The sequence below is a fragment of the Microvirga calopogonii genome (genome assembly GCF_003347665.1).
Lineage (GTDB): Bacteria > Pseudomonadota > Alphaproteobacteria > Rhizobiales > Beijerinckiaceae > Microvirga > Microvirga calopogonii.
The window spans coordinates 18,881-38,429 of sequence record NZ_QDGA01000019.1 but is presented as its reverse complement, the minus strand read 5'-3'; the positions used below and the strand labels follow the sequence as shown (position 1 = coordinate 38,429).

The 19,549-nt window shown below is 65.0% G+C and carries 20 protein-coding genes and 1 riboswitch; of the genes, 13 read left to right on the top strand and 7 right to left on the bottom strand.

The features are described 5' to 3' along the window. Window positions 1–38: 38 nt before the first annotated feature. Entirely contained in the window at window positions 39–614 is a 576-nt protein-coding gene (locus DDF70_RS16100) for a peptidoglycan-binding domain-containing protein (protein WP_245435512.1), read from the top strand. A gap of 53 nt (window positions 615–667) precedes the next feature. On the opposite strand, the gene DDF70_RS16095 is transcribed toward DDF70_RS16100, so the two are convergent. Beyond that, window positions 668–988 (bottom strand): hypothetical protein, encoded by a 321-nt coding sequence (locus DDF70_RS16095; protein ID WP_114945876.1) that lies wholly within the window; start codon window positions 986–988, stop codon window positions 668–670. A 432-nt stretch (window positions 989–1,420) separates the two neighbouring features. Beyond that, on the bottom strand, window positions 1,421–1,849 hold the full coding sequence (locus DDF70_RS16090; RefSeq protein ID WP_114945941.1) for a hypothetical protein: 429 nt from the start codon (window positions 1,847–1,849) through the stop codon (window positions 1,421–1,423). Between the two features lie 719 nt (window positions 1,850–2,568). Between DDF70_RS16090 and DDF70_RS16085 the strand changes: the two genes are divergently transcribed. Continuing rightward, the gene (locus tag DDF70_RS16085; RefSeq protein WP_245435511.1) at window positions 2,569–3,375 is read left to right on the top strand and encodes an Rz1 family lipoprotein; all 807 of its coding nucleotides are present in this window, start codon (window positions 2,569–2,571) and stop codon (window positions 3,373–3,375) included. A gap of 146 nt (window positions 3,376–3,521) precedes the next feature. Here DDF70_RS16085 and DDF70_RS36625 read toward each other — a convergent pair whose 3' ends face one another. After that, window positions 3,522–3,788, bottom strand: a complete 267-nt coding sequence (locus DDF70_RS36625; protein ID WP_162820435.1) for a hypothetical protein — start codon at window positions 3,786–3,788, stop codon at window positions 3,522–3,524. Window positions 3,789–3,892: 104 nt separating this feature from the next. Here DDF70_RS36625 and DDF70_RS16075 point away from each other — a divergent pair, with 104 nt between their 5' ends. Further along, the gene (locus DDF70_RS16075; RefSeq protein WP_162820434.1) at window positions 3,893–4,888 is read left to right on the top strand and encodes an HAD family hydrolase; all 996 of its coding nucleotides are present in this window, start codon (window positions 3,893–3,895) and stop codon (window positions 4,886–4,888) included. A 103-nt stretch (window positions 4,889–4,991) separates the two neighbouring features. Next, entirely contained in the window at window positions 4,992–5,717 is a 726-nt protein-coding gene (locus DDF70_RS16070) for a Crp/Fnr family transcriptional regulator (RefSeq protein WP_114945872.1), read from the top strand. 286 nt (window positions 5,718–6,003) lie between these two features. Here DDF70_RS16070 and DDF70_RS16065 read toward each other — a convergent pair whose 3' ends face one another. Next, window positions 6,004–6,234, bottom strand: a complete 231-nt coding sequence (locus DDF70_RS16065) for a DUF6894 family protein (RefSeq protein WP_162820433.1) — start codon at window positions 6,232–6,234, stop codon at window positions 6,004–6,006. A 239-nt stretch (window positions 6,235–6,473) separates the two neighbouring features. Here DDF70_RS16065 and DDF70_RS16060 point away from each other — a divergent pair, with 239 nt between their 5' ends. Continuing rightward, a complete protein-coding gene (locus DDF70_RS16060; RefSeq protein ID WP_114945870.1) occupies window positions 6,474–6,728 on the top strand; it encodes a hypothetical protein in 255 nt (84 codons plus the stop codon). Between the two features lie 488 nt (window positions 6,729–7,216). Here the strand turns inward: DDF70_RS16060 and cobD are convergent, their stop codons facing one another. Continuing rightward, window positions 7,217–8,221, bottom strand: coding sequence for a threonine-phosphate decarboxylase CobD (cobD, locus tag DDF70_RS16055; RefSeq protein ID WP_114945869.1), 1,005 nt, complete (start codon window positions 8,219–8,221; stop codon window positions 7,217–7,219). A gap of 11 nt (window positions 8,222–8,232) precedes the next feature. Between cobD and cbiB the strand changes: the two genes are divergently transcribed. Beyond that, window positions 8,233–9,219: an adenosylcobinamide-phosphate synthase CbiB gene (gene cbiB, locus DDF70_RS16050; RefSeq protein WP_114945868.1), complete on the top strand. Its 987-nt coding sequence runs from the start codon at window positions 8,233–8,235 to the stop codon at window positions 9,217–9,219. On the opposite strand, the gene DDF70_RS16045 is transcribed toward cbiB, so the two are convergent. Further along, window positions 9,206–10,651, bottom strand: coding sequence for a cobyric acid synthase (locus DDF70_RS16045; protein WP_114945940.1), 1,446 nt, complete (start codon window positions 10,649–10,651; stop codon window positions 9,206–9,208). The genes cbiB and DDF70_RS16045 overlap by 14 nt on opposite strands. An 11-nt stretch (window positions 10,652–10,662) precedes the next feature. After that, on the bottom strand, window positions 10,663–11,268 hold the full coding sequence (cobO, locus tag DDF70_RS16040) for a cob(I)yrinic acid a,c-diamide adenosyltransferase (protein WP_114945867.1): 606 nt from the start codon (window positions 11,266–11,268) through the stop codon (window positions 10,663–10,665). A 108-nt stretch (window positions 11,269–11,376) separates the two neighbouring features. Beyond that, a riboswitch (cobalamin riboswitch) is annotated at window positions 11,377–11,564 on the top strand. Window positions 11,565–11,595: 31 nt separating this feature from the next. Here cobO and DDF70_RS16035 point away from each other — a divergent pair. The 7 genes from DDF70_RS16035 to DDF70_RS16005 all read left to right on the top strand — a co-directional run bounded on the left by DDF70_RS16035 (window position 11,596) and on the right by DDF70_RS16005 (window position 19,547). Then, on the top strand, window positions 11,596–11,772 hold the full coding sequence (locus DDF70_RS16035; protein WP_114945866.1) for a CbtB domain-containing protein: 177 nt from the start codon (window positions 11,596–11,598) through the stop codon (window positions 11,770–11,772). Between the two features lie 12 nt (window positions 11,773–11,784). Then, the gene (locus DDF70_RS16030; RefSeq protein ID WP_114945865.1) at window positions 11,785–12,561 is read left to right on the top strand and encodes a CbtA family protein; all 777 of its coding nucleotides are present in this window, start codon (window positions 11,785–11,787) and stop codon (window positions 12,559–12,561) included. A 3-nt stretch (window positions 12,562–12,564) separates the two neighbouring features. After that, the gene (locus tag DDF70_RS16025) at window positions 12,565–12,939 is read left to right on the top strand and encodes a DUF1636 family protein (protein WP_114945864.1); all 375 of its coding nucleotides are present in this window, start codon (window positions 12,565–12,567) and stop codon (window positions 12,937–12,939) included. Between the two features lie 180 nt (window positions 12,940–13,119). Continuing rightward, on the top strand, window positions 13,120–14,157 hold the full coding sequence (cobW, locus tag DDF70_RS16020; protein ID WP_114945863.1) for a cobalamin biosynthesis protein CobW: 1,038 nt from the start codon (window positions 13,120–13,122) through the stop codon (window positions 14,155–14,157). Window position 14,158: 1 nt separating this feature from the next. Beyond that, on the top strand, window positions 14,159–17,626 hold the full coding sequence (gene cobN, locus DDF70_RS16015) for a cobaltochelatase subunit CobN (RefSeq protein ID WP_114945862.1): 3,468 nt from the start codon (window positions 14,159–14,161) through the stop codon (window positions 17,624–17,626). Then, window positions 17,623–18,921 carry a precorrin-3B synthase gene (gene cobG / locus DDF70_RS16010; RefSeq protein ID WP_114945861.1) on the top strand — a complete coding sequence of 433 codons (1,299 nt, stop codon included), beginning with the start codon at window positions 17,623–17,625 and terminating at the stop codon, window positions 18,919–18,921. Before cobN ends, cobG begins: the two co-directional genes overlap by 4 nt. Further along, complete coding sequence (locus DDF70_RS16005) at window positions 18,918–19,547, top strand: precorrin-8X methylmutase (protein ID WP_114945860.1); 630 nt, start codon at window positions 18,918–18,920, stop codon at window positions 19,545–19,547. Before cobG ends, DDF70_RS16005 begins: the two co-directional genes overlap by 4 nt. Window positions 19,548–19,549: the final 2 nt, after the last annotated feature.

Below are 19,549 nucleotides of genomic sequence, written 5' to 3'. Positions count from 1 at the left end.
AAGCGGCATGCAAGAAGCAGGACAAGACCCGGTGCGTGATGATGAACCGTCTGACGATCGCCATAGCCGCGGCAGGGTGGGCTCTGTACGGTTTTTCGGCCCTGATGCCCCGGTCGTCAAACGCCGATGCCCAAGCGGAGATCGCACGGTTGCACCAGGCGGCCCAGGCGGCGGGCACCGAACATGATGCACTGGTCGCCCAACTGGAGCTTTTCAAGGAGGCGAACCAGGATCTTCAGCATCTCCAAAACCGGATCGCCGCCGCCACACAGGAGTTGAAGCACCTGGAATATCTCCGGTCACGGATCAGCGGCGAGATCGACGTGATGCGACCCCAACCCTCGAGAGGGTCATCCCAAGCCTTGTCCGCGCCTGAGCACCCCGTCTCTTCGGACGCAGCCGGCGCAGTTCCTTCGAAGGAAGAGGTCGGCTATGCGCAGCAGGCGCTGACCGCACTGGGGTTCGGCCCTTTAAAGGCGGACGGGGTCTTCGGTCCGGGCACGCGCCGTTCGATCGAGGCGTTTCAACAGTCTCGCGGGCTCCCGGTTACGGGAAATCTCGAGGCCGGCACCCTTCGAGCACTTCGAAACAGCCACACCGCCGCACAGCCGTAATTCCGGGGGTATGCCGCCCGTCCGTTTGGATCGCCCGGCGGGCCGACCGGCTCCTACCGGGATGTCTCGACCGTCTTTGCGCGGTCGCTGGATGCCAGTCGGAGCCTGCGCTCCAGATCCTCGACCTGTCTGGCGACAGCATTGAGGTTCGATCGGATCACGAACAGATCCGAGGCGGATACGCCGGACGCGTCGATCGACGGACCCAGGTCGAGCTTCGGCTCGCTCGCCTGCTTCTTCGACTTTGATCCACTTCCGGCAATCCAGCGCCAGATGGCGAGACCGAGCCACGCAATCAGGGAGAACAGGATCAGGCCGACGGCCAGGACAATACCCAGCGTCACGGCAGAGCCGAGTTGATCACTCCCATCCATTGAACACCCCCACCACTTCAGCAGAAAATTCCTAGAGCATCGGTCCGGAAAGTGGAATGCATTTTTGCACACGATGCTTCGGGTCGATGAGGATCAGGCCTCAAGCCGACCATTCCTATGCGGCGGGAGGGCGAGAGTGGCTGCTCGCGTCTTCTACTACTTTTGTGCAAGGTCGGGACGCAGCTTTTCTATTGCCGGGCTGTCGAAGCCTGAATACTCTCCCCTGACAAGAAAAAGGGCCGCAACAATGCGACCCGAAGTTTAGGGAGGAAACGCCCAAGAAGGGCGAGCAGGACGGTAACGCCAATCACCGTACTGCATTGCAATAAAGTACTGTGTGCCGCAAAAAGCGGCAAGCATAAACGGGCAGCATCGCTGCCTTTTCTTTTTTCTGTAACCTATCGGCCACAGTCCCGATCCCGCAGGAACGGCTCAGCGGATACACTCTACGGGAACGCGGACGTTGGAGCCGCCGATCAGGACGGTGCGGCACGGCACGCCGTTGATGATCTGGACCTCATTCGGGGTCGCATAGGGGAACAGCGCGTCGGGAGTGCCGGTCAGCGGCCGCCCTCCGACCACCCGCTCCCCTCCATCCTCGACGCGGATGCTCCCGGTCGTCCCGGGCTCGAAGGTACCGGTCGGGGCATGACCGGCGCATTCCACGGGAACGCGCATATTGGTACCTCCGATCAGGACGGTGCGGCACGGCACGCCGTTGATGATCTGGACCTCATTGGGCGCCGCATAGGGGAACAGCGAGCCCGGCGTTCCCTGAATGGGGTTGGGCTGCGCCTGGGCGGCCGCAAGACCGGCAATGGACACAATCCCTGCGACAGACAGGAGCGTCAGCGTTCTCATGGAGGCCTCCTCTCCGCAGATGGCGGGAAATGCAGCATGCAAGGGGCGCTGCGGACGCTCCTGTTGCACGATGTTGGCCAATGTCGGCCGCCGAACCCGAGAGCAGGCTCCAAGGCTTCGCACGAGGCAAAACCACGGAGCCTGCCATCACGCACGGTATCGCGGGTGTCAGCTGAAACCTGATGAACAGCCCAACAACTCACCGCTTCCTGACGTTGGACCAACGGCGCTGATCCGATCCTCGCCGAGAGCGGGACACGCGAGTCGATCGGAACATGCTTCGATCAAGCGTCGGGTGGATCCGCAGGGTCGATCATAATTGGCCCCGCCTGCTCTGCTTGATCCGTTGAGCCATTCACTTACCAGATCGGGACAAAGCCGACGCAGGTCAGGCGGAGGTGCTGTTAAAGAATTCGCATCCTGTAGAAACGCTCAATAAACAACATCGAACGACACATACGACGCGTCCCGAAGCCAAAAGCCATTGGTAAGAATACCTACCAAGGCTTATTCATTGGCGGCCGCAGTTTTTCGCTCGGTGGGTCATGATTATAGCCTTGACGGGAGATGTCGCGTCGGCTGCTATGGCTAGGCTGAGAGGCAAGTCATCAGCAATCCAAGGGGGAACGATGCGTTACCTTCCGCGATGGTTGTCATGTGTCCTTATGGTTTCGGCCGGGCTCCTTGTCGGAGGTGCGAACAACTCCCATGCCGCGGACTTGAGCCCTCCTCCTGCTCCCGAGATCGTAACCCCTGCACCTCCCAGCTGGACCTATCGCTTCACGCCCTATGGTTGGCTGACCGCGTTGAACGGTACCCAGACCATACGCGGCCGATCCGTGAAGGTGGACGCAAGCTTCGCGGATATCGTCGAGGCCTCTGACACGCTCGTGGCCCTGATGGGCGATTTCGAAGCCCGCAACGGTCCTGTCGCTCTTTTCACCGACGTCGTCTGGAGCAAGATCGGAGCCGACGGCAACAATATCAGAAGCCGCACATTGGCGCCTGGGGTGACGGGCTCGCTCGCCGCCTCCCTGGGTCTCGATATCGAGATGGCCATCGTCGAAGTCGGCGCCGCCTACGAGGTCTACCGCTCGGGTCCGCTGGCCTTCGATCTACTCGGCGGGGCGAGGTACTGGCATCAGTCGGGGGATCTTTCCTTGGCGCTTGCAGCGGGAGTCTCGACGGCCGATCTGGAGGTGGCGGGCGGCCGCGCGTTCGCCCGGTCGGGTTCGGTCGACTGGGTCGATCCCATGCTCGGTGCGCGAATCCGCTACACGGTCGCGCCGGGCCATGAGCTCCTGCTGCGCGGCGACATCGGCGGGTTCGGCCTCGGGAGCGATTTCTCCTGGCAGGCCATCGGCGCCTACGGCTTCGAGCTCGGCACCTATCAGGGAATCACGTTCTCAGGCGTCATCGGATATCGTGCGCTCTACGTGGATTATGCCCAGGGCGAGGGTCGGCAGCGCTATCAGTTCGACATGCTCCAGCACGGACCCGTGCTCGGCATCAGCGCGAGATTCTGAACGCGCTCAAATCCTGTCCCGTTTAGTCAAGCAACGCCGTTTGGGCGGTGGCAATCTCTCCTGAAATCGTCTGGGAGCAGGAGAGAATGATGAGACGTCTCGTATTACCCCTTGCGCTCGCCGGCCTCGTGATGGCCGCATCGGTTTCAGCCCAAGGACAGAATCCCCGCCAGCCGCCGGTTCGCAACGGCGAGGTCGTCATACCCTCCGAAAAGACCCTTGAGCAGGATGCGGTGACGCAACCGCGAAATGACTTTTCGACCAACGATGCCACGGCAACCCAGCAGATGAAACGTCAGAATCAACGGATCGATAAGCTGCTCGAGAAAGGCATCTGCACAGATTGCCGGTGAACGCGCGCCGGCAACGGCACCCCTGAAGTGACCGCCACCGCAGGTCTCCTCCCGGACCATCGCACAGGACCGGCATAGCGGCGGCAGGAACCGGGAGGAGACCGGAATTCTCGTAAGCACCGGCGCACGCCGGATGCGTTCAGGCCATGGCAAAGGAGGCAAAGATGTCGCTTCGGGTATACCGGCTCGGGGTTCTCGCCCTGTTCGCGGCCTGGATCACGGCCGCGGTCGCACAGACCGATCCCCTGCCGTCCTGGAACGACGGCCCCGCGAAACAGGCGATCATCGCCTTCGTCACGGATACGACCCGTGAAGGATCGTCCGACTTCATTCCGGAGCCGGAGCGGATCGCGACCTTCGACAACGACGGCACGCTTTGGATCGAGCAGCCCGCCTATGTCCAACTCGCCTTCGCCGTGGATCGCCTCAAGGCGCTGGCGCCGCTGCATCCGGAGTGGAAGGACAAACAGCCATTCAAGGCCGTGCTCGAAGGTGGCATGGCTGCTCTCGCCGCCTCCGGGGAGCATGGCGCCGTCGAGATCATCGCCGCGACACATGCCGGCATGACGAATGAGGAATTTCGGCGGATCGTCAAGGAATGGCTCGCGACCGCGAAGCATCCGCGATTCGATCGACGCTACGACGAACTCGTATACCAGCCCATGCTGGAGGTGCTGGCTTACATGCGTGCCAACAGGTTCAAGACCTTCATCGTCTCCGGCGGCGGCGCGGAGTTCATCCGCGCCTTCGCGGAGGACCGCTACGGCATCCCGCCCGAGCAGATCGTAGGCTCCCGCATCTCCACGAAGTTCGAGCGACGAGACGGGCAACCGACGCTCTTCCGCCTGCCACAGGTCGACTTCGTGGATGACGGCCCGGGCAAGCCTGTCGGCATCGAACAGCTGATCGGACGCCGTCCCGTTGCGGCCTTCGGCAACTCCGACGGCGATCTCGAGATGCTGCAATGGACGACCGAGACGGGCAAACGAAGGCTCGGCGCCATCCTGCACCATACGGACGGAGAGCGAGAATATGCCTATGACCGGGATACCATTTTCGGTCGGCTCGACAAGGCGCTCGAGGCCGCGGCATTGGACCGATGGATCGTGATCGATATGAAGGGCGAATGGAAAACCGTGTTCCCGGCCGAGAAGCGCTGACGACAGGGTGGAACCATCATTCGTCCACTTCACACGCGCAAGCGACACGTCTCCTGGCACCGATTGTGGTAGAATGCCTCTGTTCGGGGCAGGACCGTTCACAATGGATCAGGTTCAGGAGAACAACCCGCATCGTGGCAATCGGCTCTTGGCCGCTCTGGATGACGAGGATTTCGCTTTTCTGGCGCCGCATCTGACCATGGTCGATTTCCAGAGAGGTCAGGTAGTCTACGAGGCCGGAGAGACGCTTGAATACACGTACTTCCCCCACAGCGCCGTGGTCTCTCTCGTCACCGTGATGCTCGACGGGAAATCTGCCGAGATGGCAACGTTCGGGTGCGAATCCCTTCTCGGTCTCGTCAGCGCCTTCGTTTCCCGCAACTCGTTCGGACGCTATATCGTGCAGATCCCCGGCACGGCGTCCCGCATCGAGCTCGATCGGATGCACGAGGCTTTCAGAACACGGCCCAAGATCCAGCAGCTCATCCTGCGTTTCACCGAGGCGCTTCTGGCACAGACCCTGCAGAGTGTCGCGTGCAATGCCACGCACAGCGTCGAGGCGCGCTGTTGCCGCTGGATCCTCAGCACACGCGACCGCTGGGGATCCGACGAGCTGCCCCTGACCCATGAATTCCTCTCGGAAATGCTGGGCGTTCAACGCTCCACCGTGAGCGCCGTCACGCGCGCCCTCCATGAGGGCGGGCTCATCAATCAGAGCAGAGGCGCCATCACCATCGTCGACAGACACGGCCTCGAGGAGACGGCCTGCGAATGCTACGAGGTCATCCGCCGGAAATTCGCAGAGCTCCTGCCGCCGTCGACTGCCTGAAGCATCGGAGCCAAAAGTGGATCGGTTCTCGGATCCGATGCTTGAAATTCATTGAAGCGGGATGGTTGACTTGCCGATGGACCGCTCCAGCTACGTCAACCGAGGTCACCCCTGAACGAGCCGTGACTTGAGCAAGCGCATGCCAAACCGCACTGTCCTGCCACACCATGTGATCGACAAGGGGTTGATCGCCACGGCCGTCACAGCTGCCCTAGCGGCCTTTCTCCTGTGCTGCCAGCTCCCCTGACGCGCCAAGCTGCGGCACCCCGACGTGTCTCGCGGAACGTCAACCGATCTCCGAGCATGGAATGATCAGGACCGGGCGAAGATCTTCGCCTACGATCTCGATCATGATCTCGCTGCTGTAATGCGGCAACATGCCCGCCCAGCTCTTCAGGAGTCTCTCGGCAACCTTCATGGCCTCGATCCTGGCCGCTTCGATGTCCGGCAACTCGATTCCGCTCAGATCCTCATCCAGGCCGAAATGGCTTCTGACATCAATGTAATAGCGGGGCACCACACATCCCCTCGACAACGCTGGATTGGACGGGACCGCCCATCATGGTATTCACCTATGTTAATTTACAACGGCGGATCTCGAAAATGACTCGGAATCCCCGTCCACTATTCCGGACAGGTCCAATCCCACGAAACTTTATGTCGCCACTCTGATTATATAGACCTGCTGCTCTCACGCTCGGCCGACCGGGAGAGATGACCGGGACTGCCGATCCACCGCGCTCTTCAGGAGTTTCGATGCTATTGCCTTGGATGAAACTGGCGACCGACACCACCATGTTGGCCGTTGAATCCCAGCTCGTGATCTGGACCCGACTGTCCCAAGCCGCCATGGGGCAAGGTTCCGCGACCGAAAACCTGCTGATGGTCACGGAGAAAGTCGCAGCCTTCGCGGAGGCGGCGGCGACACTTGCGACGGGTGGATCGGCCCACAAGGTCGTAAAGGGATACCGCCGGAAGGTGCGCGCCAATGTGAAGCGCCTGAAAGGCTAGCGCATCGTGCGGACCTAGCGGGCCGCGCAGCGACCCGTAGGGCCACGTCAGTGAAAGGTGGACCCGGTTTTCCGCGCCCAACGATGCGCCAGACTCAAGAATAAGCATCGGACCCAAAAGTGGAATCCACTTTTGGGTCCGATGCTGTAGACGAATTCTGCCGTCGAGTGATCTCGTCGTCCGCGCGTTGCTGAAGATGCCTGCGACGAGAACGCACACCTTGCCCTTAAATCTCCGGAAAATCATTGCCATTGCTCGGTCATCGACATGAGATGCCAAGCTTGGCCATTGGCGTTACGTATTTTCCACTATTTCCGACCCAGGTACGCTCGCTTATAGAGTATTTCCATTGATGCGGGGCAATTCAAAACAACATTCACCAAAGACATATTCCAAATCTACCGTGCCTGAGGGGGCCAGAGCACGGATTTAAGCCGCTGCTCCGATCAAATGATCGGGCGCGGCTTTTTCTTTTTCTCGCCTCCAACTCAACCCTTCGAAAAGCCGGCAAGAGCGATCTCGAGACGCCGCCAATCCTCCGCCGAACCCGGCAGCCCGAAGCGCAGGAGACGGGAAGCGGTTTGGAAGCGACGAACCCAGATCCCGCGATGTCCCAGATGGGAGAACAGTTCCGGCGCGCGGCCGCTCTCCATGAGACGATAGAGGATCGTGCCGCCGGGCGCCCGATCCGATAGCGGTGAAAGCAGCGCGTCGAGGCGGCGGGCATCCTCGGCTCGCGCCTCCTGAGCGGCCGTTCGCCATGTCCGATCGCGCAACGCCCGACGCCCGACCTCCATGGCGGGTCCCGCAACGGACCAGGGGCCGAGCCCCCGCCTCAGCCTCTCGGCAAAGCCGGTCGCCGCGACCGCGAAGCCGAGCCTCACGCCCGCAAGCCCGTATGTCTTGCCGAAGGAGCGCAGGACGATGACGTTCTCCGGCAGAACGGGAACGAGCGTCTCGTCGCCCTGGAAATCGGCGAAGGCTTCGTCGACCACGAACCAGCCGCCGCGCGGCCGAAGACGCTCTGCCTGTCCGAGCAGCGTCTCCCGGCGAAGCAAACGACCGTCGGGATTGTTGGGGTTCACCACGACGACGATATTCGCCTCGCCGATCCCGTCGACCGTGCCGGTCTCCGACACCTCGTGCCCTGCCCCACGCCAGGCATGGGCGTGCTCGGCATAGGTCGGCCCGAGGATGGCGACGCGCGACCGGGGGAACAGGGCCGGCAGCAGGCTGATGAGAATTTGCGTTCCAGGGGCGGCCACCACCAGGGCGGGATCCGCAGCACCATAGGCTTCGGCGGCCGCCGCCTCCAGATCCCTGTGGTCCGCCGGCGACGGCAGCCGTTCGAACAGGCGGGCTGGCAAGGGAGGCATGGGATAGGGTATGGGGTTGATCCCCGTCGACAGGTCGATCCACGGCTCGGGGGCATCCGGAAAGAGCCTGCGGGCCTCGTCCAGGTCGCCGCCGTGCCAGATCCGCGCCTCACTCATCCGATACTCCCATGGCCCTCTCCGATAGCCTGCTGATCTTGAGCCTCGCCCTCGCGGCCGAGGCCGCCTTTGGCTATCCCCATCGCCTTTACACGTGGATCGGGCACCCCGTCACCTGGATCGGGCGGCTGATCAAAGGGCTGGACCGGGGCTTGAACCGGGAGACCTGGTCGTCCGGACGCCGACGCGCCGCCGGCCTCACGGCCCTGGTGATCCTTCTGGCCGTCGCAGGTTTGGCGGCATGGGCGCTGGAGCGCCTGCTTCTACCCCTCGGCATCATCGGCTTGGTACTGCTCGCCCTCATCTCCGGCACCCTCATTGCGCAGCGCAGCCTGCACGAGCATGTGGGGGCGGTCTCGAAAGGCCTGCGCGAAGGCGGTCTAGACGGGGGGCGATCGGCCGTCTCGATGATCGTCGGGCGCAATCCGCAGAGCCTCGACGAGGCGGGCGTCTCCCGCGCCGCCATCGAGAGCCTTGCGGAGAATTTTTCCGACGGCATCGTGGCGCCGGCCTTCTGGCTTGGCCTCGGGGGCCTCACGGGGGCCGCCCTCTACAAGGCCACGAACACGGCCGACAGCATGATCGGCCATCGCACGCCCCGGCACGAAGCCTTCGGCTGGGCGGCGGCGCGGTTCGACGATCTCGTCAACCTGCCTGCCTCGCGGCTCACGGCGTTCCTCATCGTTGCGGCGGCCGCTTTTCACCGGGGAGCCTCCGCCAGAGGCGCCTGGCGGGCGCTACGGCGCGACGCCTCGCATCATCGCTCGCCCAATGCCGGCTGGCCGGAAGCCGCGATGGCCGGCGCCCTGGGCCTGCGGCTGGCCGGTCCCCGGGTCTATGGCGATGTGCGCATCGAGGATCGCTGGATGGGCGACGGGCGCGCGCAGGCGAATGCGGACGACATCGACCGGGCGCTCGGCCTCTACCGGACCGCGTGCCTGCTGCTCTTCGCCATCACGGTGGGGTTCGCTCTCCTGACAGGGATTACCGCGCGCTGAGCGCAAGCAGCCCATCGCAGTCGAGATGCGCTTCCAGGTGATCGGCGAAGCGGTCGAGAATATCGTCGACGAGGGCCTCGTAGGCGAGATCGCTCGTTTCTGCTCCAAGCAGTTGCAGCCACCGCGCCCGCTGCCGGTCATCCGCGAAGAGGCCGTGGACATAGGTGCCGGTTACGCGGCCATCAGCCGAGACGGCACCGTCGCGATGCCCGTTCGCCAGTTGCGCAAAAGCGCGCGAAGTGGCGTCCGGTCCTGACGTCTCGCCGATATGCATCTCGTAGCCCGAGAGCGGCGTGCCATCCGGGATCGTTGTCCCGGTCACCGCCTCGAGCCGCTTCCTCGTGGTGAGCGTCGTCGCGACGTCGAGCAAACCCAAACCCTCGATGGAACGGCCCGCCTCGCCCTCGATGCCGAAGGGGTCGTCGATACGCGTTCCGAGCATCTGATAGCCGCCGCAGAGGCCCAGGACGCGCCCTCCCCGGCGCACATGCGCCTTCAGGTCGATATCCCAGCCCTGCGCGCACATGAACATGAGATCGTCGATAGTGGTCTTGGAACCGGGCAGCAGGACGAGCGCGGCTTCGACAGGCAGGGTCTGGCCGGGTTCGACCAGCACCACCTCGACACCCGGCTCCTCGCGCAGGGGATCGAGATCGTCGAAGTTGGAGATCCATGGCGTCACCGGAACCGCGACGACAACCGAACCCTTGCGACCCTCGCGCCGCAACCCGAGCCCATCCTCGGCCGGAAGGCGCGCGGCGTCGGAAAAATGCGGCACGAGGCCCAGTGCCGGCCAGCCGGTGCGCTCGGCCACGAACCGCATCCCACTCTCGAACAGGGCCGGATCGCCCCGGAAGCGGTTGACGATGAAACCGCGGATCATCGCGGCATCCGCCTCGTCGAGCACGGCTTTTGTACCGACGAGGCTCGCGATCACGCCGCCTCTGTCGATGTCACCCACGAGGACCACCGGTACATCCGCCGCGCGGGCAAAGCCCATATTGGCGATGTCGCCTGCTCTCAGGTTCACCTCGGAGGCCGAGCCCGCGCCTTCGACGAGGACGAGGTCGGCTTCCGCAGAGAGCCGCCCGAAACTGTCGAGAACCGCCGCCATGAGGCGCGGCTTCCAGGATTGGTATTCCCGCGCTTTCGCCGTGCCGACGACGCGGCCCTGCACCACCACCTGCGAGCCGATCTCGCTCTGGGGTTTGAGGAGCACCGGGTTCATGTGGACGCTGGGCGCCACGCCGGCGGCCCGCGCCTGCAGGGCCTGGGCGCGGCCGATCTCGCCGCCATCGGCCGTGACCGCCGCGTTGTTCGACATGTTCTGCGGCTTGAAGGGCCGAACCTTCAGTCCCCTTCGGGCAAAGACCCGGCACAGGCCTGCTACCAGGAGCGACTTGCCCACATTGGAGCCGGTGCCCTGCACCATGAGTGCGCGCATCAGAACTCGACGCCTTCCTGCGCCTTCACGCCGGCCGAGAAATGATGCTTGACGAGGGTCATCTCGGTCACGAGATCGGCGGCCTCGATGAGTTCGGGCTTCGCGTTGCGGCCGGTGACGACCACGTGGAGACCGGGGCGGCGCTGCCGAAGGGTTTCGACCACCTCCGCCAAGGGCAGGTATTCGTAGCGGAGCGCGATGTTGAGCTCGTCCAGCACGAGAAGGCGGATGTCCTCGCGGGCCATCAGTTCCTTTGCCTTGGCCCAGGCGCGTTCGGCCGCCGCCACGTCGCGGGAGCGATCCTGCGTCTCCCAGGTGAAGCCTTCACCCATGGTGTGCCATTCGACCTGATCGGAGAATCGGTCGAGGGCGAGGCGCTCGCCCGTTTCCCAAGCACCCTTGATGAACTGCACCACGCCCACGTGAAAGCCCCGCCCGAGCGCCCGTAGCATGAGGCCGAAGGCGGCCGTGGACTTGCCCTTGCCAGGGCCCGTATGGACGATCAGGAGCCCCTTCTCGACTGTCTTCGAGGCGACCTCCAGGTCCTGGACTTCCTTGCGCTTGATCATCTTGGCGCGGTGCCGCGCCTCTTCGTCCTGGGTCATCCCGAGCCCGCCTTCCCATGAGAGGGCCGCACCATGAACAGGCTGAGGCGCGATTTCAAGGCCGAGCCATTTTCAACACCCAGGCTTGAAAGATCCTCCTCGGCCCGGTAAGCATGTAACGGACGGTGCCCCGGCAACGGGGTGAAAAGGGAATGCGGTGAGATACCGCGGCTGCCCCCGCAACTGTAAGCGGCGAGCCTTCGCTCCACATGCCACTGGGTCTAAAAGCCCGGGAAGGCGGTAGCGCAAAGCAGCGACCCGCGAGCCAGGAGACCTGCCGTCATCGTGCAACCCAGATGCCGCCGGAGGGGTGGCCAAGAGGTCTTCATGTCGACACTGACCAACCAAGCCTACGTCGCCACTTCGTCTCAACGGCTCGTGGCCATCATCACCGCAGCAACCTTCGGCCTCGCACTTGTGTTCATTTCGGGCTTCGCGTCGCCCGAAACGATCCACAATGCGGCGCATGACTGGCGTCACTCGCATAATTTCCCCTGCCACTGACAGGGGGCTTCCATGATCGTGAGGGTTCTGAAAGCGGCTTTGGTCGCTGGGTTTCTGGCTGCCTGCGTGGCTGCGACCCTTCAAGCTTTCCTGACATCTCCCCTGATTCTCCAGGCCGAGACGCACGAAAAGGCCTCGGCACCGGAAGCGCATGCCGCTGCATGGGGCGGTCTGCTGCACCTCGCACATAGCTCTCATGAACCGGCGGATGCTGCGGACGAGAGCGCGTGGGAACCGGGCGAGGGCTTTCCCCGGATCGCGTTCACGGCGCTTGCCACCCTGGTCAGCGGTGTCGGCTATGCCTCGATTCTGGCGGCCTCGATCCTCGCTGCGGGTCGACAATTCGACCTGCAGACGACATTGCGGTGGGCAATCGGTGGCTTTCTCGCCGCCAGTCTCGCGCCCGCTGTCGGGCTGCCCCCGGAACTTCCGGGCATGGGAGGAGCGCATCTCGCCGAGAGGCAGATCTGGTGGGTCTCCACCGCGATTGGAACGGGCCTTGGTCTGTATCTGATCACGAACGTCCGCCATCATGCGGCTCTCGGCATCGGCCTCATCGCCATCGTGCTTCCGCACCTGATCGGAGCACCCCATGCGGAAGCTGCCGCGAGTGACGTCCCGGCGGTCCTGGCTGCGCAATTTGCGGCTCGCTCGCTTGCCGTCGCGTTCGCCTTCTGGGCAACTCTTGGACTTGCCCTCGGCTGGTACTGGACGCGACAGGAGAAGCGGACGGAGTCAGGTTTTCTCCCTCGGACGGCTTCGGTCAGCGGCGACGGCAAGGCCGTTTAGCCCATGACCTCATTCCCTGAGGAGATCTGCCTGCATGTCTGCGTCACCTGCCGTCAGGCGGGTGGCCCGGACGACAAGGCGCTGCGGCCCGGTGCGATCCTTCACCGGGCCCTCACCGAGGCGCTCGCGCATTCCGAAGCACCGAAGGTGCGTTTGGAGGCGGTCGAGTGCCTGTCCGTGTGCAAGCGGCCCTGCACCATCGCGGTCTCGGGTCCAGGACGCTGGACTTATATCTACGGCGACCTGAACGCGGAGACCTCGGTCGAGACGATTCTCGACGGATTGCGCCGCTATGCGGCCACGTCCGACGGACTCGTGCCCTGGCGCGAGCGTCCGGAAGCCTTCCGCAAGGGCATCGTCGCCCGCATTCCCCCGTAGATCATCGGACCCAAAAGTGGATACCACTTTTGGGATCCATCCGATGCTCCACTCCTTGAAGAGCGCATCGTTGAGCGCGAAAAACCGGAACCACTTTTCGCTGACGCGGCCCTTCGGGTCCGCACGATGCGCAAAGACGAACAACGCGGCTTGAGAAGAGCCGCCGAAAGGCTCAAACCCATGAGCGATCTTAAAAAGATCCCCTGCACCATCGTCACCGGATTTCTCGGCGCTGGCAAAACCACCCTTGTGCGTCACCTCCTCGAGAACGCAGGCGGACGCCGCCTCGCGGTTCTCGTCAACGAGTTCGGCGATCTCGGCTTCGACGGCTCCTTCATCGAAGGCTGCGGCATCGAGGGCTGCACGCAGGAGGACATCGTCGAACTTCCCAACGGCTGCCTGTGCTGCACGGTGGCGGACGATTTCGTGCCGGCCCTGAACACGCTCCTCAACCGTCCGAACCCGCCCGAGCACATCCTGATCGAGACCTCTGGTCTGGCTCTGCCGAAGCCGCTGGTGCGCGCCTTCAACTGGCCGGACATCCGCTCCCGGGTGACGGTGGACGGCGTGATCGCCGTGGTCGACGGTCCGGCCGTCGCCTCCGGCGCCTTCGCGGACGATCCCAGGGCGCTCGAAGCCCAGCGCGCGACCGACACCTCGGTCGATCACGAGAACCCGCTGGAGGAAGTGTTCGAGGATCAGCTCCTCTGCGCCGACCTCATCATCCTCAACAAGACCGATCAGATGGCGGCCGGCGACAAGGGCAAGGTTCTCGCCGAGATCAACGAGCACCTGCCGCGCGCCGTGAAGGTCATCGAGACGTCGCACGGCAAGGTGGACCCGACGGTGCTGCTCGGCCTCGGTGCTGCGGCGGAAGCCGATCTCGAATCCCGTCCCTCGCATCACGAGACCGCCGAGGATCACGATCACGACGATTTCGACAGCGTCGCGATTCCGGTCGCGCCCGTCGCCACGCCGGAGGCGCTCGTCGCCCGTGTCGAGCGCGCGGCGGAAGCGGCCGGCGTGCTGCGGATCAAGGGCTTCGCCCCCGTCGACGGCAAGCCCATGCGCCTCGTGGTGCAGGGTGTCGGCCAGCGCGTCGCACATCATTTCGATCGGCCGTGGAAGGCAGGCGAAGCCCGCGACGGCCGCATGGTCGTGATCGGGCTCAAAGGCTTCGACGTGAAGGCCGTCGAAGCCGCTTTGCGCCAGGGGTGACATGCACCTCCTTCCGGTCACAGCGATTTCCCTCGACGAGGGCGGGGAGGCCACGGACCTCCAGCAGCCGCCCGGGGATATCATGGTGCTGTCCTTCGCGGATAGCGACCTCGGAGCGCTGGCGGCCGCTCAAAGTCTGAAGGCAGGCGGGGCATCGCTCCGTCTCGCCTCGCTTCGCCGCCTGCGTCACCCTCTGTCCGTCGACCTCTACATCGAGAAGACGGCCGCGAAGGCGCGCTTCGTCCTCGTGCGCTGCCTCGGCGGCCTCGATTATTGGCGCTACGGCATCGAGCACCTCTCCCGGGCCTGCCGCCTGTCCGGTGTAAAGCTCGCGGTTCTCCCAGGCGACGACCGGCCCGATCCGCGCCTGTCGGCCTATTCTACCGTGCCGCAGGCGCTCTGCGACGAGCTGGAGGCCTATTTCCAGGCTGGCGGGATCGACAACATGCGACGCCTTCTCGCGCGCATCGGCGCCGAGATCGGTGAGGTCGGTGCAGTCGTGGAACCGCCGCGCGTCGTGCCTCGCGCATTCGCGTGGGTGCCCGAAAAATCTCCTGCAGACAGACATTCCAATCACAGCCCTCATCCTGAGGAGCAGCCGTCAGGCTGCGTCTCGAAGGATCTTCCCGCGCCTACTGAAGCCTCCTTCGAGACGCCTGCTGCGCAGGCTCCTCAGGATGAGGGCCGTGAAATTGAACCCGGCGGCATCGTCGAGCCGGAGACCATCCTCTCCCACCTCTCCAACAATCGCCCCCTCGCCTATCTCCTCGTCTATCGCTCCGCCGTTCTCTCGGGCGACACGCAGGCCATCGAGGAGCTGACGGCAGCACTTGCCGAACGCGGCGTCGACTCGCTCGTTCTCGCCGTTTCGAGCCTGAAGGACCCGGACGCGGTGGGTGTCGTTCGGCGCGCAATCCAGACACGTCGTCCCGACATCATCGTCACGACGACAGCCTTCTCATCGCGCGATGATGAAAGTTTCGTGCTCGACGAAGCCGATTGCCCGATCCTGCAGGCGATCCCGGTCGGCAGCGCGAAAGAAGCCTGGGAGGCCTCTCCACGCGGCCTATCCGCCGCCGATCTCGCCATGCAGATCGCGCTTCCCGAATTCGACGGCCGCATCGCCGCCGGTCCGATCTCGTTCAAGGCGGAAGAGCCCACCGATCCGTCGCTTGCATTCTCGCGCCGGGTTCAGGCGCCGGATACGGGAAGCCTCGATGCCGTCGCGGACATGGCCGCTGCCTGGGTGCGCCTTGCGCGCACGCCGCGCCACGAGCGGCGGCTCGCACTGGTTCTCTCGGATTATCCCGCTCGCGGCGGACGCGCCGGCTTCGCCGTCGGGCTCGATACGCCGGCGAGCACCTGCGCGGTCCTCGATCATCTCGAACAAGCCGGTTATGCGGCGAGACGGGGTTTTACGGCGGAAGCACTGATGCCGCTTCTGACCGAAGGACGCGCATTCTTCGACGTACCGCTCGCCACCTATCGCGCGTGGCTCGGCACGCTGCCGGCAGAGCAACGCACGGTCATCACCGAACGCTGGGGCATTCCTGAGAACGATCCCGCATTTGCCGACGGTGCCTTCCGCTTCCGCGCGGTTCGCGCCGGAAACGTTCTCGTGGCGCTGCAGCCGGATCGGGGCCACGGCCTCGATCGCAAGGGCTCCTATCACGACCCCGAAAGCCCGCCGAGTCACGGCTATCTTGCCTTCTATTGTGGCCTGAGAATGCTCGAACGCATCCATGCGCTTGTGCATCTCGGCACCCATGGCACGACCGAATGGCTGCCCGGCAAGGCGGCGGCGCTCTCCACGGCCTGCTGGCCGCGCCTCGCCATAGGGTCGATTCCGGTGATCTATCCTTTCATCGTCGACGATCCGGGCGAGGCCGCGCCCGCCAAGCGCCGCATCGGTGCCGTCACCGTGGGCCATCTCACGCCGCAGACAGCGGAGGCGGGCCTGCACGGCGAGGCCGGCGCCTTGCGCGAACTGGTCGAGGAATTCTCCTCCGCACAGGTTCTCCATCCCGGCCGGGCCGAACTCGTCGCACGTGAGATTCTGGAGCGCGCCCGGACAAGCGGCCTCGCATCGGCCTGCGGCGTCGAGGACGGCATGCCGATGGACGAGGCGTTGACGCGGCTCGACGCGCATCTCTGCGATCTCGGCGAGGTGACGATCCGCGATGGCCTGCACGTCTTCGGCAGCGCTCCTGCCGGGCTCGAAGCCTGCGCCGTCGGCGAGCGCGAAGGATTGCTGAAGGCCCTCGATGGCCGCTTCGTCGTGCCCGGCCCGTCCGGCTCGCCCTCGCGCGGCCAGACCAACGTACTGCCCACCGGCCGCAACCTCACAACGCTCGACCCAAGGGCGATCCCGACCCGCGCCGCCACTGAACTCGGACAGCGCGCGGCGGCGGAAGTGGTGCGCCGCCACCTTCAGGAGGAAGGCGACTGGCCGCGCCGGATCGTGATGGACCTGTGGGCCTCCCCGACCCTCCGCTCCGGCGGCGAGGACATCGCTCATGCGCTGGCCCTCATGGGCATGCGCCCGACCTGGGACCATGCGTCGGCCCGCGTGACGGGTTTCGAGATCGTGCCGCAGCCGCTCATGGACAGGCCACGCGCCGACGTGACCCTGCGGGTCTCCGGCGCGTTCCGCGATACGTTCCCGGACCAGATCGCGCTCCTCGATCAGGCGGCCCGCGCGGTCGCCGCCCTCGACGAGGAGGACGAATGGAACGAACTCGCCGCCGCGAGGCGGCGCGGCGAGGCCCTGTCACGCGTCTTCGGCTCGGCGCCCGACACTTATGGAGCAGGCGTATCCACCCGGGCACTCGACGGCGAATGGACGACGAGGCACGACCTTGGACGCACCTATCTGGATGGCACGTCCCACGCCTTCGGAGCCGGCGGCGAGGCTCGGAGCGATGTGAGCTTCCCGCAGCGTGTCGAGCAGGCCGAAGCCTTCGTGCATGTGAGCGACGTCGCCGAGCGCGACATCCTGGACGGCGACTCCGCAGCCGACGCCATCGGGGGCTTCGCGGCCGCCGCCCAGTCCCTCGGCGCTACGCCTGCCGTCTACAGCCTCGACACGAGCCGTCCACAGCAACCGAGGGCCCGCACGCTCGGGGAGGACGTGGATCGCCTCGTGCGCGGCCGCCTGACGAACCCGCGCTGGATTGCCGGTCAGTTGCGCCATGGCTGGCGCGGCGCGGCCGAACTCGCCCAAGGCGTCGATGCGCTCTTCGCCTTCGCGGCGACCACGGATGCCATCCCGTCGGAAACCCTCGATCTCGTCTTCACGGCCCTGATCGCCGATGAGCCCACCTGGACACGGATCGAGACCGCCAATCCGGCCGCCGCGCAGGCCATCCGCGACCGCCTTGCGGACGCGCGCCGGCGCGGCCTATGGGCGAGCCGCCTCAATTCCGTTGCAGCCTTCTTCGACGATGAGCGAAAGGAGGCGGCAGAATGAGCGCACAGCCGATGAGCGAACGCCGCCGTGGATGGTGCCCGGGCGTGCGCCGCCCCATGGCGACCGGCGACGGGCTGCTCGTGCGCCTACATCCGTTTGGCGGCAGGCTCACGGCCGGTCAGGCGCGCATCGTCGCCGGGGCTGCACGCGATCACGGCAATGGCCATCTCGACATCACGGCCCGGGGCAACCTGCAGATCAGGGGCGTGAGCGAAGAGACCTATCCCGGCCTGCTCGCGCTCCTCGAACGCGAAGCTCTCGCCGAACCCGAGGGTAACGGCCCGAACCGCCTCACCGCATTGTCCCCGCTCGCGGGTCTCGATCCTCAGGACCATTGCGATGCGCTCGCCGTGGCGCGGGCCATCGAGGATGGGGCCAGTGACCTCGCCGGGCTTCCGGCGAAATTCTTCGTCTCCGTCGACGGTGGCGGCTCGATGCCGCTCGATGCCATCGGGGCCGATCTTCACCTCGTGGCGACAAGCCGGGGCAATGCCATCGCTTTCGGGCTCGCCGCGCCCGGGGACCTACATTGGATCGGCACTGCCAGTCTTTCCCGCGCTCCGGAGGCTGCTCTCTCCATTCTTGCAGGCTTTGCGGATATGAGGCTCTCGGGCAGAACCGAGGCGCGCCGGTTGCGCGATCTCGAGCCTGCCCTTGCCAAAGAACTGGCTGTCTTGGCCGCCCTCGCATTCGCTGTGCCACCTCAGGAGCGCCCGGTTGCACCCCATGCCGGCTCGTTCCGGATACAAGACAGGCAAGCCGTTCTTCTCGCTCTTCCCTTCGGGCGCTGCAGCACCGTCCAGCTGACCCAAGCCGCGGACTGGAGCGAGCGCTTCGGTTGCGGCGAAATCCGCCTCTCCTTCACCCGTGGCCTTCTGCTGCCCGGCATATGGGATGAGCAGATACCGATGCTGATGGCGGAAGCGGCCCGATCCGGCTTCATCACCGACGCCGACGATCCCCGCCTGTCGCTGATCGCCTGCCCCGGCAAGCCGGACTGCGCGAGTGGTTTGGCTCCGGCTCCCGTGGACGCCTTGCGCATTGCCGAAACCTGCGGCGGCCTGCTGCCCCAAGGCACGACCGTTCACGTCTCAGGTTGCCCGAAAGGCTGCGCCCATGCGGGAAAGGCCGATCTGACCCTGGTGGGACGCGCCGATGGCCGCTATGACGTCGTGCCCCATGGCTCCACCCGTGATGTTACCCTTCTTCATCTTTCCCTCGACGAGATCATGAACCGTTTATTGTCGAAGACGTCCGACATTGCGTACCGCGCCAACCCGGAGCGCACCCGATGAACGAGCGCGACTACATCCGCGAGGGCGCGGAGATCTATCGCCGCTCGTTCGCGATCATCCGCTCGGAGGCCGACCTGTCGCGCTTTTCCGGCACGGCGGAACGTGTCGTCGTGCGCATGATCCATGCCTGCGGCATGACGGACCTGCCGAAGGACGTCGATCTCTCGGCCGATTTCGCCGAGGTGGCTGAAGCGGCCCTGAAGCGCGGCGCGCCGATCCTGTGCGATGCCAAGATGGTGGCGAACGGCATCACCCGTGCGCGGCTGCCGGCGAACAACGAGGTGATCTGCACCCTCGACGATCCGCGCGTCCCGGCGCTTGCGGCCGAACTCGGCAACACCCGCTCGGCCGCCGCCATGGAACTGTGGCGCGAGCGCATGGCCGGCGCCCTCGTGGTGTTCGGCAACGCGCCGACGGCCCTGTTCCATCTGCTCGAAATGCTCGATGCCGGTGCGCCGAAGCCTGCCGCGATCATCGGCATCCCGGTCGGCTTCATCGGCGCGGCCGAGTCGAAGGAAGCGCTCTCCCGTGACGGACGCGTGCCGTACCTCGTCGTCCACGGACGGCGCGGCGGCAGCGCCATGGCGGCAGCGGTCGTCAATGCCCTCGCGAACCCGGTCGAGTGAGC